This is a genomic window from Streptomyces noursei (assembly GCF_001646665.1).
Taxonomy (GTDB): Bacteria; Actinomycetota; Actinomycetes; order Streptomycetales; family Streptomycetaceae; genus Streptomyces; species Streptomyces lavendulocolor.
The window spans coordinates 224,739-238,162 of sequence record NZ_LWBU01000011.1 but is presented as its reverse complement, the minus strand read 5'-3'; the positions used below and the strand labels follow the sequence as shown (position 1 = coordinate 238,162).

13 protein-coding genes are annotated in these 13,424 nt (G+C 72.2%); 7 read left to right on the top strand and 6 right to left on the bottom strand.

What is annotated here, in order from left to right; translation table 11 throughout:
• Positions 1-36: 36 nt before the first annotated feature.
• Complete coding sequence (locus tag A4V12_RS01880) at positions 37-714, bottom strand: ABC transporter permease (protein ID WP_064067368.1); 678 nt, start codon at positions 712-714, stop codon at positions 37-39.
• Positions 715-717: 3 nt separating this feature from the next.
• Entirely contained in the window at positions 718-1,419 is a 702-nt protein-coding gene (locus tag A4V12_RS01875; RefSeq protein ID WP_064067434.1) for an ABC transporter permease, read from the bottom strand.
• Between the two features lie 298 nt (positions 1,420-1,717).
• Between A4V12_RS01875 and A4V12_RS01870 the strand changes: the two genes are divergently transcribed.
• Positions 1,718-2,860 carry an ABC transporter ATP-binding protein gene (locus tag A4V12_RS01870; protein ID WP_064067433.1) on the top strand — a complete coding sequence of 381 codons (1,143 nt, stop codon included), beginning with the start codon at positions 1,718-1,720 and terminating at the stop codon, positions 2,858-2,860.
• 236 nt (positions 2,861-3,096) lie between these two features.
• On the opposite strand, the gene A4V12_RS01865 is transcribed toward A4V12_RS01870, so the two are convergent.
• Positions 3,097-4,212: an alpha/beta hydrolase gene (locus A4V12_RS01865; protein WP_064067367.1), complete on the bottom strand. Its 1,116-nt coding sequence runs from the start codon at positions 4,210-4,212 to the stop codon at positions 3,097-3,099.
• A gap of 148 nt (positions 4,213-4,360) precedes the next feature.
• On the opposite strand from A4V12_RS01865, the gene A4V12_RS01860 reads away from it, so the two are divergent.
• From A4V12_RS01860 to A4V12_RS01835, 6 genes are all read left to right on the top strand, one after another.
• On the top strand, positions 4,361-6,190 hold the full coding sequence (locus tag A4V12_RS01860) for a phosphatidylglycerol lysyltransferase domain-containing protein (protein WP_064067366.1): 1,830 nt from the start codon (positions 4,361-4,363) through the stop codon (positions 6,188-6,190).
• 168 nt (positions 6,191-6,358) lie between these two features.
• Positions 6,359-7,219: a dihydropteroate synthase gene (gene folP, locus A4V12_RS01855; protein ID WP_064067365.1), complete on the top strand. Its 861-nt coding sequence runs from the start codon at positions 6,359-6,361 to the stop codon at positions 7,217-7,219.
• On the top strand, positions 7,216-7,680 hold the full coding sequence (locus A4V12_RS01850; protein WP_064067364.1) for a nuclear transport factor 2 family protein: 465 nt from the start codon (positions 7,216-7,218) through the stop codon (positions 7,678-7,680). Before folP ends, A4V12_RS01850 begins: the two co-directional genes overlap by 4 nt.
• A gap of 132 nt (positions 7,681-7,812) precedes the next feature.
• A complete protein-coding gene (gene folB, locus A4V12_RS01845; protein WP_064067363.1) occupies positions 7,813-8,172 on the top strand; it encodes a dihydroneopterin aldolase in 360 nt (119 codons plus the stop codon).
• Entirely contained in the window at positions 8,169-8,768 is a 600-nt protein-coding gene (gene folK / locus A4V12_RS01840; protein WP_064067362.1) for a 2-amino-4-hydroxy-6-hydroxymethyldihydropteridine diphosphokinase, read from the top strand. Before folB ends, folK begins: the two co-directional genes overlap by 4 nt.
• 49 nt (positions 8,769-8,817) lie before the next feature.
• Entirely contained in the window at positions 8,818-9,294 is a 477-nt protein-coding gene (locus A4V12_RS01835; protein WP_064067361.1) for a DUF3180 domain-containing protein, read from the top strand.
• Between the two features lie 36 nt (positions 9,295-9,330).
• Here the strand turns inward: A4V12_RS01835 and A4V12_RS01830 are convergent, their stop codons facing one another.
• From A4V12_RS01830 to ftsH, 3 genes are all read right to left on the bottom strand, one after another.
• Positions 9,331-10,326: an aldo/keto reductase gene (locus tag A4V12_RS01830; RefSeq protein WP_234372037.1), complete on the bottom strand. Its 996-nt coding sequence runs from the start codon at positions 10,324-10,326 to the stop codon at positions 9,331-9,333.
• A 222-nt stretch (positions 10,327-10,548) separates the two neighbouring features.
• The gene (folE, locus tag A4V12_RS01825; RefSeq protein ID WP_064067360.1) at positions 10,549-11,154 is read right to left on the bottom strand and encodes a GTP cyclohydrolase I FolE; all 606 of its coding nucleotides are present in this window, start codon (positions 11,152-11,154) and stop codon (positions 10,549-10,551) included.
• A gap of 136 nt (positions 11,155-11,290) precedes the next feature.
• A complete protein-coding gene (gene ftsH, locus A4V12_RS01820) occupies positions 11,291-13,330 on the bottom strand; it encodes an ATP-dependent zinc metalloprotease FtsH (protein WP_064067359.1) in 2,040 nt (679 codons plus the stop codon).
• Positions 13,331-13,424 lie beyond the last annotated feature (94 nt).

The following is a 13,424-nucleotide window of genomic DNA, read 5'->3' as shown; positions in this document are numbered from 1 at the left end:
GTTCTCCATCCGGTCCCGCTGCTTGCCGTTCATCGGTCAGTGCGCCCGCCGGGTCGCGCGCATGGGGTCGAACGCCCGGCCCACCGCCACCAGCAGGCCCTCGGCCAGCAGGGCGAGCGCGCCCACCACCAGCGCCCCGGCGACCACCTGCGCGGTGTCATTCCTGTTGAACCCGGCGGTGATGATCCGGCCGAGCCCGCCCTCACCCGCCATCGCGGCGAGTGTGGCGGTGGCGATGACCTGCACGGTCGCCGACCGCAGGCCCGTCATCACCATCGGGTACGCGAGGGGCAGTTCCACCCGGGCGAACACCTGGCCGCCCGACATCCCCATGCCCCGGGCCGCCTCGACCACCGAGCGGTCCACCTCGCGCATGCCGACGTACGCGTTGGTGAGCAGCGGCGGCACGGCGAACAGCACGAGCGCGATGATCGTCGGCAGGGCGCCCTGCCGGCCCAGCGGCGTGAGCGTCAGCAGCACCAGCACCGCCAGGGTGGGCACCGCACGGCCCGCGTTGGAGATGTTGACGGCCAGCGCGCCGCCCCGGCCGATGTGCCCGAGCCACAGCGCGAGCGGCAGGGCGATCAGGCACGAGACGACCAGGCACACGCCGCTGAACCACAGGTGCTCGGCCAGCCGGTGCCACACCCCGCTCTCCCCCTGCCAGTTGGCCCCGGTCGTCAGCCAGGTCCACGCCTCGGTCACCGCGCCCATCGCTCACCCGGCCTTGCGTATGAGCGTGCCCGGCGTGCGGGCCGGACGGGTCCACGGGGTGAGGAACCGCTGCAGCGCCAGGAGCAGCAGGTCGGCGGTGACCGCGAGCAGGACGCACAGCACGGACGCGGTGAGCACCTGCGCCTTGAAGAAGCTCTTCAGCCCGGTCGTGATGAGGGTGCCCAGGCCGCCGTGGTCCACCAGGGCCCCGACCGTGGTCAGCGCGACGGTCGACACCGTCGCCATCCGCACGCCCGCCATCACCGCGGGCAGCGCCAGCGGCAGTTCGACCTCCCACAGCAGCCGGCCGGGGCCGTACCCCATCCCGCGCGCGGCCTCCCGCGCCTCCTCGGGCACCGAGGCCAGCCCGGCCAGGATGTTCCGGACGAGGATGGTCAGCGAGTACAGCACGAGCCCGGTCACCACCAGGGCGGCGGACAGGCCGAACAGCGGCAGCAGCAGCGAGAACATGGCCAGCGACGGGATCGCGTACAGCACGGTGGTGAGTCCGAGGACGGGGGCCGCGAAGCGTGGGCGGGCACGGACGAGCAGCGCCAGCGGGAAGGCCACGACCAGCCCGATCAGCACCGACACGGCGGTGATCCACACATGCTCGACGGTGGCGTCGGTCAACTCCTGGGCGCGGGAGCGCACGTACTCACCGCAGATCCAGTCGTTCGCCGCCAGACACCCGGCAGCGCTCACCACGGCACTCACCCGCCCCCTCCTCCCCGCTCACTCACGTCCGCCCGGCCCGCGCCGGACACCCGATCCCGCACCCGGACCCCGGGCCCACGACGGGCACCCGGTCCGGACCGGCAGTCGGTCCCCGGGCATCCGTACCCGGCGTTCGGACGCGCACTCCGCCCCGCCCCGACCGACTCGGCCCGGTGTTCGAACCACCACGACCCTAACCCCGCCCACCGACAATCGGCGCCGGTCACCACAGGCCGGCAACACGGCCTTCACACACCGGACGGCCGCTGCGGCCACAATGGGACGCATGATCCGATTCGAGCGCGTGACCAAGCGGTACGCGGACGGCACGACCGCCGTCGACGACCTGTCGTTCGAGGTGGCCGAGGGCGAACTGGTCACGCTCGTCGGACCGTCCGGCTGCGGCAAGACCACCACGATGAAGATGGTCAACCGGCTGATCGAGCCGACCGAGGGCCGGATATTCGTCGACGGCCAGGACATAGCCGACGTGGACCCGGTGCGGCTGCGCCGCCGGATCGGCTACGTCATCCAGCAGGTGGGCCTCTTCCCCCACAAGACCGTGCTGGAGAACACCGCGACCGTCCCTCACCTGCTCGGCGTCAAACGCTCCGCCGCCCGCGCCCGCGCCGCCGAACTCCTCGCGCTCGTCGGCCTCGACCCCCGCGTCCACGGCGACCGCTACCCCGAGCAGCTCTCCGGCGGCCAGCGCCAGCGCGTCGGCGTCGCCCGCGCCCTGGCCGCCGACCCGCCCGTCCTGCTGATGGACGAGCCGTTCGGCGCGGTCGACCCGGTGGTGCGCGAGCACCTGCAGAGCGAGTTCCTCAAACTCCAGTCGGAGGTGCGCAAGACGGTCCTCTTCGTCACCCACGACATCGAGGAGGCCGTCCGGCTCGGCGACCGCATCGCCGTCTACGGGCAGGGCAGGATCGAGCAGTTCGACGCCCCGGCCACCGTGCTGGGCGCCCCGGCGACCCCGTACGTCGCCGACTTCGTCGGCGCGGACCGCGGCCTCAAGAGGCTGTCCGTGACCCCCGTCGAGCCGGGCGACCTGGAGCAGCCGCCGGTCGTCCACCTCGACGACGCCCTCCCCCGCGAGCTGGGCTCGCGCTGGGCCGTCGTACTGGACCGGGACGACAACCTGCACGGCTGGATCTCCGCCGAGCAGGCCGCCCGCGGCACGGGGACCGTCGGTGACCACGCCCGCCGCATGGAGGCGTGGCTGCCCGTCGGCGCCTCGCTGAAGCAGGCCTTCGCGACGATGCTCCAGCACGACGCCGGCTGGATCGCCGTCATCGACCGCGCGGAGCGGGGGCGTTTCCTCGGTGTGCTGACCCCGGCCCGGCTGCACGAGGCGCTGCGCCGCTCGATCGACGCGGACGCCCGGGACGTCCCCCGTGGGGACGTCGACCTGGAGACGGTCGGCTAGCGGGCAGGCAGCGTCCGGGCACGGGAGGAGACGGCCGGGTACGGCGGAAGACAGCGCGGCGCGGCGGAAGACGGCCGGGTACGGCGAGCCGGGCGCGGCAGGGAACGGGCGGACGCGACAGGAGACGGCCCGGCGCGGTGGAAGACAGCGCGGCGCGACAGGGGACGGGCGGGCGGGACAGGAGACGGGCGGGCGCGTCCGGAGGACGGCCCGCCCGCCCGGCCGGGCGAGGCGGGTCAGGCCGCGCTGAGCCGGCCGCTCATCCACACCAGCGCGGGCGGGATCTCCCGGTTCCAGGTGTTGAAGTTGTGCCCGCCGCTGTCGAGGGTGATCGACGAGACGCGCGCGGGCGCCTTCACCTTCCGGATGAAGGCGCGGGTGCCCTCCAGGTTCCCCTCGCCCTTGGCGGAGGTGGTGACGAGGAAGGACGACCGCCCCTGGGGCAGGTGGTCCAGGCTCCACAGCAGGTTCGCCCGGTCGCGCAGGCGCCGGTCGCCCTGGAAGAGGTCGCCGGTGGTGATGTCCTCGGCGGCCTTGTAGTAGGCGGACAGGCCCGCGCCGGCGGCGAACCGCCCGGGGTGGTGCAGGGCGATCTTGAGGGCGCAGTAGCCACCGGTGGAGTTGCCGATGAACCCCCAGTTCCGGGCGGCGGTGCCGACCCGGTAGGTCTCCGAGACGGCCTTCGGCAGGTCCTCGGCGAAGAAGGTCTCCGTCTGCGGGCCGCCGGGGACGTCGACGCACTCCGTGTCGCGCGGCGGGGCCACGGTGGGCCGCATCATCACCAGGATCATCGGCTGCATCTTCTTGTTCTTCGCCTGCTCGTAGGCGGTGCGCGGGTACTTCAGCCCCTTGAGCAGGTTCTCGGCCGTGCCCGGGTAGCCGGTCAGGACGACCGCGGCGGGGAAGGTCTTGCGCGCGTACGCCGGCTGGAAGTACTCGGGGGGCAGGTAGACGTAGGCCGGACTGTCGATCTTCGAGGTCTCCCCCGAGATGACGACCTTCTGGACCTGGCCGCCCACCGCCGGGCGGCCGCCGCCGGGGACGCCCTCGATCTTCTGCCTGCCGACGATCCTGACGTCCTTGGCACCCGCCGAGTGGTCGACGACCACCCCCATCTCCTGCTCCTGTCCCAGCAGGTCGGCCCAGGAGCCGTAGAAGAGGAAGTAGTTGTTGGCCGCGAGGCCCACGGAGGCGAACAGCGCCGCCTGGGTCGCCAGCAGCAGACCGATCCGGCCCAGCACCGCCCGCAGGCCGCCGCGCGCCAGCCGCGGCCACAGCCAGACCGTGACCGCGAACAGCACGACGGCCAGCAGGGCGGCCAGCGCCAGGACTTTGTTGCTGGTGAGACCCATGAGTCCTTCAAGCCTTCTTCGTCGAGATTTTCGGGGCGGGGAATGAACCCACCCCCCACGAGCCCCGTCCTAGAGAGCGCAAAACGTCCGGGCCGGACCAGTTCCGGCCGAAGGGACACAACGATTCTTTGCGGAGCCTTGGGAAGCGATGTCTGTCACGGTAGATGGGGATAAGTCGGAGTCGGTTCCGAGCCGGATGAGCCGTCTCCTGCGCGGTCCACGCGCCGAGAAGGTGCCCTCCCTGGTCGGCACCGCATGCACGTTCATCGGTCTGATCGACATCGCCGCGGGCGTGTTCCCGCGCTTCCGCACCAGCCGCATGCACGCCGTCGCCGAGGTGCTGCCCGGCACCCTGGGCCCCCTGTCGGCGGCCCTCTCCCTCGGCGTCGGCGTCCTGCTGCTGCTCCTCGCCCACGGGCTCAAGCGCCACAAGCGCCGCGCCTGGCGGGCGGCCGTGATCCTGCTGCCGGTGGGAGCCGCGGCGCAGTTCGTCTACCGCCACTCCGTGATCGGCGTGCTGTTCTCCCTGCTGCTCCTGGCGCTGCTGCTGCGCCACCGCGGGGAGTTCGCGGCACTGCCCGACCCGCGCAGCCGCTGGAAGGCGCTCGCCAACTTCGTCCTCATGGGCGCCGGTTCCATCGCCCTCGGGCTGGTCATCGTCAGCGCCCACCCGGGGAAGGTCGTCGGCAGCCCCGGCCTGAGCGACCGCCTGGAGCACGTGCTGTACGGCCTGTTCGGCGTGGAGGGCCCCGTCGGCTACCGGGGCGGCGTCGACTGGACGGTCGGCTACTCGCTCGGCGCCCTCGGCCTGCTCACCGCCATCACCACCATCTACCTGGCCTTCCGCCCCGAGCACCCGGTCGCCCGGCTCACCGAGGACGACGAGTCCCGGCTGCGCGCCCTGCTGGACAAGCACGGCGGCCGTGACTCCCTCGGCCACTTCGCGCTCCGCCGCGACAAGGGTGTCGTCTTCTCCCCCAGCGGCAAGGCCGCCGTCTGCTACCGCGTCGTCTCCGGCGTGATGCTGGCCAGCGGCGACCCGATAGGCGACGTCGAGGCGTGGCCCGGCGCCATCGAGCGGTTCATGGACGAGGCCAAGGCCCACTCCTGGACGCCCGCGGTGATGGGCTGCTCCGAGACCGGCGGCGAGGTGTGGACCCGCGAGACGGGCCTGGACGCGCTGGAGCTGGGCGACGAGGCGGTGGTGGACGTCGCGGATTTCTCCCTGACCGGGCGCGCCATGCGCAATGTGCGCCAGATGGTCAAGCGCATCGAGCGCAATGGGTACACGACCCGCGTCCGGCGCGCCCGTGACCTCTCGGACGGTGAGCTGGAGCGGATCCGGCGCGCCGCGGCCGACTGGCGGGGCACCGACACCGAGCGGGGCTTCTCCATGGCCCTGGGCCGCATAGGCGACCCGGCCGACGGTGACGCGGTGATCGCCACCGCCCACAAGGAGGACCCGGACTCCCCGTACGGCGACCTGAAGGCGATCATCCACTTCGTGCCGTGGGGTACGGACGGGATGTCGCTGGAGCTGATGCGCCGCGACCGCTCCGCCGACCCGGGCATGAACGAGCTGCTGATCGTCGCCGCCCTCCAGGCCTCGCCCAAGCTGGGCATCGAGCGCGTCTCGCTGAACTTCGCGATGTTCCGCTCCGCCCTGGCGCGCGGCGAGAAGCTCGGCGCCGGCCCGGTCCTGCGCGTCTGGCGCGGCCTGCTGGTGTTCCTGTCGCGCTGGTTCCAGATCGAGTCGCTGTACAAGTTCAACGCCAAGTTCCAGCCCCGCTGGGAGCCCCGCTTCGTGGTCTACCGCAACGCCCGCGACCTGCCGCGCATCGGTTTCGCCGCCATGCAGGCCGAGGGCTTCGTGGACCTGGCCCCGCCCCGGCCCTTCCGCCGCCGCTCCTCGGCCCCCACGGCCCGCCCGTGCGCGCACCTCGCCCCGCGCGGCGAGCACGAGGTCCGCGCCGCCTGACCCGGCACGCGGCCCCCGGCCGGGGCGGCCACCCCCGCCCGGCCACCCCCGCCCGGGCCGCGCCGCCGGCCCGCCCGGTCCCCCCGGCCCGTCACCCCCGGCCGGGCCGCGCGCGCGGCGGGCCGTTCCCGGCCGTCCCGGTCCGAGGACACCCCCTAGGCTGGTCGCATGAGTACCTTGCGCGGACGGGGCACGGCCCGCGGCCTGCCCACGTTCGACCGCTGCGCGGTCATGGGGGTCGTCAACGTGACGCCCGACTCCTTCTCCGACGGCGGCCGCTGGTTCGACACCACGGCCGCCATCAAGCACGGTCTGGAGCTGGTCGCCCAGGGCGCGGACCTGGTCGACGTCGGCGGCGAGTCGACCCGCCCCGGCGCCACCCGGGTGGACGAGGAGGAGGAACTGCGCCGCGTCGTCCCCGTCGTACGCGGCCTCTCGGCCGAAGGGGTCGCCGTGTCGGTCGACACCATGCGCGCCTCCGTCGCCCGCCGCGCCGTCGAGGCCGGCGCCATCCTCGTGAACGACGTCAGCGGCGGCCTCGCCGACCCCGGGATGGTCCCCGCCGTCGCCGCCGCCGAGGTGCCGTTCGTCGTGATGCACTGGCGCGGCTTCAGCAAGGACATGAACAGCCTCGCCGTGTACGACGACGTGGTGGCCGAGGTGGTCGGCGAGCTGCGCACGCGTATGGAGGCGGTCGTGGAGGGCGGCGTCGACCCCGAGCGGATCGTCGTCGACCCGGGCCTGGGCTTCGCCAAGGCGGCCCCGCACGACCTGGCCCTGGTGGCGCACCTGGCCGACCTGCGGGCGCTGGGCCGCCCGCTGCTGGTGGCCGCGTCCCGCAAGCGGTTCCTGGGCCACGTCCTGGCCGGGGAGGGTTCCGCGCCGCCGCCGGCCCGGGAGCGCGACGCGGCCACCGCGGCCGTCTCGGCCATCGCGGCGTACGAGGGCGCCTGGGCCGTACGGGTCCACGAGGTGCGCGCGACGGCGGACGCGGTCCGCGTGGCCCGCGCCGTGGAGGCCGCCCGGTGAGCGACGCCGCACGCACCGACGTCGAGGCGGTGGAGCTCGCCAACACGGCGTTCTACGAGGCGATGGAGCGCGGGGACTTCGAGGAGATCTCCGAGCTGTGGCTCGACGACTCGCAGGGCGCGATCTCCTGCGTCCACCCCGGCTGGCCGGTGCTCACCGGACGCGGCGAGGTGCTCCGCTCGTACGCGCTGATCATGGCGAACACGGACTACATCCAGTTCTTCCTGACCGATGTGAAGGTCTCCGTGGCCGCCGACACGGCGCTGGTGACCTGCACGGAGAACATCCTCAGCGGCGGCCCCGCCGAGGAGGGCGCGGACCTCGGACCGCTCGTCGGGCAGCTGGTCGTCGCCACGAACGTGTTCCGGCGCACACCCGACGGCTGGCGGATCTGGGCCCACCACGGGTCGCCCGTTCTGGCCGAAACCGGTGAGGAAGAGCCCGACGAGAACCCCTCCTGAATGGGTAGGCGAGCCGGAGAGGGGCCCGTGGGCAGGTCCTGTCAGTGCTCGCAGGTAGATTCGACGGGTGGCATCGCGCCGTCCGCACCCGGCCGCGTGCCCGCCAGACCAACGACAGCAGGAGTGATTCGCGTGGATCGTGTCGCGCTGCGCGGCCTCAAGGCCCGCGGGCACCATGGCGTCTTCCCCCGGGAGCGCGAGGAGGGCCAGACGTTCATCGTGGACCTGGTCCTCGGCCTCGACACCCGCCCCGCGGCGGCCGACGACGACCTGGCGAAGACCGTGCACTACGGCGTCGTGGCGGAAGAGGTCGTGGACGTCGTGCAGGGGGAGCCGGTCGACCTGATCGAGACGCTCGCCGAGCGCATCGCCCAGCAGTGCCTCAAGCACGACGGCGTCCAGGAGGTCGAGGTGGTGGTCCACAAGCCGGACGCCCCGATCACCGTGCCGTTCGACGACGTGACCATCACCATCACCCGGAGCCGCGCATGAACAAGACGCACAGCGACCCCACGGTGCAGCCCGTGCCGGCCTCCGTGACGGAGCAGGTCGACGCCGCCGACATCACCCTGTCCAACCCCAAGCGGGCCGTGATCTCCCTCGGCTCCAACCTGGGCAACCGCCTGGAGACGCTCCAGGGCGCCATCGACGCGCTCGAGGACACCCCCGGCGTCCGGGTCAAAGCGGTCTCGCCGGTGTACGAGACGGAGCCCTGGGGCGTCGACCCCGGCACCCAGCCGTCGTACTTCAACGCGGTCGTGCTCCTGAAGACCACCCTGCCGCCCGCGTCCCTGCTGGAGCGGGCGCACGCGGTGGAGGAGGCCTTCCACCGCGTCCGTGACGAGCGCTGGGGCGCGCGCACGATCGACGTCGACATCGTGGCGTACGCGGACGTCGTCTCCGACGACCCCGTCCTCACCCTCCCCCACCCGCGCGCCCACCAGCGGGCCTTCGTGCTCGCACCGTGGCACGACGTGGAGCCGGAGGCACAGCTGCCGGGCGTCGGCGCGGTCGCCGACCTGCTCGGGGGCGTGGGCCGGGAAGGCGTCCTGCCGCGCGCCGACCTGGAACTGCGCCTGCCCGAGTAGCGTTGGGTGATCGGCAGGCACTGCACGGCGACGAGATGAAAGGCCCCCGGTGAAACAACTGCGGCTCAAGGTACTGGCCGGACTGTTCGCCGTCGCCGGCATCCTCTCCTGGGGCGGCGCCCGGCTGTGGGAGGCGTTCGGCACCCTGCCGAGCGTGCCCCTGGCCGCGCCGGTCGTCCTCGCCGTCATCGCGGTGGTCCTGACCGCGACGGCGCTGTCCCTGCGCTCCCGGCTGCGCGCCCAGCGCGAGCGCCGCCCCGACGCCAAGGGCGTCGAGCCGATGATGGCCGCCCGCGCGGTCGTCTTCGGCCAGGCGAGCGCCCTCGTCGCGGCGCTGGTGAGCGGCATGTACGGCGGGACGGGCGTCTTCCTGCTCGGCTCGCTCGACATCCCGGCCCGCCGCGACCAGGCCATCTACGCCGGCTTCTCGGTCCTGGCGGGAATCGGCGTGATCGCGGCGGCGATGTTCCTGGAGCGGGTCTGCAAGCTCCCCGAGGACGACGACGAGGCCCCGTCGCGCGCCTAGGGGGCGTCTCGCCGGCCCGCCCCGGGCACCGGTCGGCTACAGCAGGGTGCCGCCGGAGACCTCCGTGTCGGCGAGGACGGCGGAGAGACGGTCGCGCACGTCCGGGGAGAGCCGCACCCGGGCGGCGGCCAGGTTCTCCCGGATGTGCGCCGGGGTGCGGCTGCCCGGGATGGGGACGACGTGCTCGTCCTGGTCCAGCAGCCACGCCAGGGCCAGCTGCGCCGGGGTGATGCCCAGCTCCCCGGCGATGCCCCGCACGGGCGCGAAGCGGTCGCTGTTGGCCCGGTGGTTCTCGGCGTCGAACCGGGGCATGTGCTGCCGGAAGTCGCCGTCCTGCACCGTGCCGACCTTGCCGGTCAGGAAGCCGGCGCCCAGCGGCGACCAGGCGACGACGCCCACCCCCAGCTCGCGGGCCGCCGCCAGCAGCTCCTCGTCCACGTGCCGCCACATGGACCACTCGGTCTGGACGGCCGCCACCGGGTGCACGGCGTGTGCCTCGCGCAGCTGGTCCGCCGTGACGTTGGAGAGCCCGAGGTGGCGCACGAGACCCGCCTCGACGAGTTCGGCGACCGCGCCCACGGTGTCCGCCAGCGGCACCTGCGGGTCGGGGAAGTGCGGGTAGTACAGGTCGATCCGGTCGGTGCCCAGCTCGCGCAGGCTCGCCTCCGCGTACCCGCGCACATGCTTGGGGTCGGCGTTCACGGCCAGCTCCCCGAAGGCGTACCCGACCGGGAAGGGGTGCGGCTCGACGCCCTCCGGGAGCCGGAAGCCGAACTTGGTGGCGATGACCACCTCGTCCCGCCGGCCCCGCAGCGCCCGGCCGATCAGCCACTCGTTGTGGCCGTCGGCGCCGTAGCCGTCCGACGTGTCGATGAGGGTGGCCCCGGCGTCCACCGCCGCGAGCAGGGCCCGCTCGGCGCGGGCGTCGTCGATCTCCCCGTACACCCCGGGCGACAGCACCATCGCGCCGAACCCGAGGGCGGACACCTCCAGGCCACCGAGCCGACGGGTGGGCAGGGCATTCTCGCTCATGCGCGGCATCTCCATCCGTGGATCCCCCGGGATCCATGAGACTTCCCGATGTACGCGTACGAGTCTTCCGGCAGCCCGCCCCGGCGTCCAATGCCCGTGGCCATAACTGCCGCGCATGCGACGGTGGTTGGCGAGAACCCTCGGCGTGCCATGGTGCTGCGTGGTGCGCCGTGGTGCGGCGTGCCACGCGGACGACGCGCCGTGCCGGGCGCGCGCCGTGCTTCAGCGCGCCATGATGAGGCTCATCGCCTCGGCGCGGGTCGCGACGTCGCGGAGCTGCCCCCGGACCGCCGACGTGATGGTCTTCGCGCCGGGCTTGCGGATGCCGCGCATCGACATGCACATGTGCTCGCACTCGATGACGACGATCACGCCGCGCGGCTCCAGGATCTTCATCAGGGAGTCGGCGACCTGCGTGGTCAGGCGCTCCTGCACCTGCGGCCGGCGGGCGAAGACGTCCACGAGCCGCGCCAGCTTCGACAGCCCGGTGATCTTCCCGCTGACGGACGGGATGTAGCCGACGTGGGCGACGCCCCGGAACGGGACCAGGTGGTGCTCGCAGCAGGAGGTGATCTCGATGTCCTTCACCAGGATCATCTCGTCGTGGCCCAGGTCGAACGTCGTCGTCAGGACGTCCTCGGGCTCCTGCCACAGCCCGGCGAATATCTCCTTGTACGCCCGCGCCACCCGCGCCGGCGTCTCCCGCAGCCCCTCACGGTCCGGGTCCTCACCGACCGCCAGCAGCAGCTCGCGCACGGCGCTCTCAGCTCGCTTCTCGTCGAACTCGCCGATCGTGCCCTCGACGTCCAACGTCACCGGGTCGGTCATCTGTGCCTCGTTCCATGGTGCCTGTGTGCGCGCGGGACCGCGCACGCGAAAGCCGCGCCTCCCCAGGCTAGAACCTGGGGGGCGCGGCTTTCATTCCGGGGCCGGGAGGCCCGGCCCGGACGCCGGCCGGGGCCGGTCAGTTCTCCGGACGCTCCTCCGGGACCGCCTCGGCCGCCGGGGCGGACGGGCCGGTCTTGGTGATGTCCGTCGGCGTGGTGCCGTTGGCGCCCACGGCGCCGTTGGTCAGCGCCAGCTCCTTGGGGGAGAGCACCGGCGGCCGCGTCGACGGCGTACGCCGCGAGGAGCCGGTCCACGCCGGGCGGGCCGGGCGCTTGACGATCGGGGCGAAGATCTCGGCGATCTCCTCCTTGTTGAGCGTCTCCTTCTCCAGCAGCTGGAGGACCAGGTTGTCGAGGACGTCGCGGTTCTCGACGAGGATCTCCCAGGCCTCGTTGTGCGCGGTCTCGATGAGCTTCTTGACCTCTTCGTCGACGAGCGCGGCGACCTCTTCCGAGTAGTCGCGCTGGTGCGCCATCTCCCGGCCCAGGAAGGGCTCGGTGTTGTCGCCGCCGAACTTGATCGCGCCGAGCCGCTCGGTCATGCCGTACTGCGTGACCATGGCCCGCGCGGTCGCGGTCGCCTTCTCGATGTCGTTGGCCGCGCCCGTGGTCGGGTCGTGGAAGACCAGCTCCTCCGCCGCGCGCCCGCCCAGCATGTAGGCCAGCTGGTCGAGCATCTCGTTGCGGGTGGTGGAGTACTTGTCCTCGTCCGGGAGGACCATGGTGTAGCCGAGCGCCCGGCCGCGGGACAGGATGGTGATCTTGTGGACCGGGTCGGAGTTCGGGGACGCCGCCGCGACCAGGGCGTGACCGCCCTCGTGGTACGCGGTGATCTTCTTCTCCTTGTCCGACATGATCCGGGTCCGCTTCTGCGGGCCCGCGACCACCCGGTCGATCGCCTCGTCCAGCATGTGGTTGTCGATGAGCTTCTTGTCGCTGCGCGCGGTGAGCAGCGCGGCTTCGTTCAGCACGTTCGACAGGTCGGCGCCGGTGAAGCCCGGCGTACGACGCGCGACGGCGGACAGGTCGACGTCCGGGGCGACCGGCTTGCCCTTCTGGTGGACCTTGAGGATCTCCAGACGGCCCTGCATGTCGGGGCGGTCGACCGCGATCTGCCGGTCGAAACGGCCCGGGCGGAGCAGCGCCGGGTCGAGGATGTCCGGCCGGTTCGTGGCGGCGATCAGGATGACGCCGCCCTTCACGTCGAAGCCGTCCATCTCGACGAGCAGCTGGTTGAGGGTCTGCTCGCGCTCGTCGTGGCCGCCGCCGAGACCCGCGCCGCGGTGCCGGCCGACGGCGTCGATCTCGTCGACGAAGACGATCGCCGGGGCGTTCGCCTTGGCCTGCTCGAAGAGGTCACGGACACGGGAGGCACCGACACCGACGAACATCTCGACGAAGTCGGAGCCGGAGATCGAGTAGAACGGGACGCCCGCCTCGCCCGCGACGGCGCGCGCGAGCAGGGTCTTGCCGGTTCCGGGCGGGCCGTACAGCAGCACACCCTTGGGGATCTTGGCGCCGACGGCCTGGAACTTCGCCGGCTCCTGGAGGAACTCCTTGATCTCGTGGAGCTCCTCGACGGCCTCGTCGGACCCCGCCACGTCGGCGAAGGTCGTCTTCGGGGTGTCCTTGGTGATCAGCTTGGCCTTGGACTTCCCGAAGTTCATCACCCGGGAGCCGCCGCCCTGCATCTGATTCATCAGGAACAGGAAGACCACGACGATCAGCACGAAGGGGAGCAGCGAGAGCAGCACCGAGACGATGGCGCTCTGCTTGGTCGGCGAGACGGTGTAGCCCTTGTCGATGTCGCCGGCTTCGTACTTCTTCTGGAGCGTGGCGGCGAGGTCGGAGCCCTGCGTGCCGATGTAGCTCGCCTGGATCTTGTCGCTGCCCTTGACCTTCTGGCCGTCCTTGAGGTCGACCTTGATCATCTGTTCGTCGCCGGTGGTCAGCTTGACCTGGTCGACCTGGTTCTTGTCGATCGCCTGGACGACCTCGCCGGTGTCCACCGTCTTGTAGCCACCGGACGAGCCGACGACCTGCATCAACACGACCACGGCGAGGACGGCCAGCACGATCCACATGACCGGCCCACGGAAGTATCGCTTCACGTCCATCCATACGGAGCGATGACGCCCCGTCCCTCCTGCCCGTAGGTAAATGCTGCTATGAGAAAAGACTGTTCTTCGGACGGTACCCCAGCATTGTCAC

What these genes read in the sequence shown, in the direction of transcription:
- A4V12_RS01880 (WP_064067368.1), bottom strand. Translation starts at nt 714, where the DNA reads ATGGGCGCGGTGACCGAGGCGTGGACCTGGCTGACGACCGGGGCCAAC.
- A4V12_RS01870 (WP_064067433.1), top strand. Translation starts at nt 1,718, where the DNA reads ATGATCCGATTCGAGCGCGTGACCAAGCGGTACGCGGACGGCACGACC.
- A4V12_RS01865 (WP_064067367.1), bottom strand. Translation starts at nt 4,212, where the DNA reads ATGGGTCTCACCAGCAACAAAGTCCTGGCGCTGGCCGCCCTGCTGGCC.
- A4V12_RS01860 (WP_064067366.1), top strand. Translation starts at nt 4,361, where the DNA reads ATGTCTGTCACGGTAGATGGGGATAAGTCGGAGTCGGTTCCGAGCCGG.
- folP (WP_064067365.1), top strand. Translation starts at nt 6,359, where the DNA reads ATGAGTACCTTGCGCGGACGGGGCACGGCCCGCGGCCTGCCCACGTTC.
- folK (WP_064067362.1), top strand. Translation starts at nt 8,169, where the DNA reads ATGAACAAGACGCACAGCGACCCCACGGTGCAGCCCGTGCCGGCCTCC.
- A4V12_RS01830 (WP_234372037.1), bottom strand. Translation starts at nt 10,326, where the DNA reads ATGAGCGAGAATGCCCTGCCCACCCGTCGGCTCGGTGGCCTGGAGGTG.
- folE (WP_064067360.1), bottom strand. Translation starts at nt 11,154, where the DNA reads ATGACCGACCCGGTGACGTTGGACGTCGAGGGCACGATCGGCGAGTTC.
- ftsH (WP_064067359.1), bottom strand. Translation starts at nt 13,330, where the DNA reads ATGGACGTGAAGCGATACTTCCGTGGGCCGGTCATGTGGATCGTGCTG.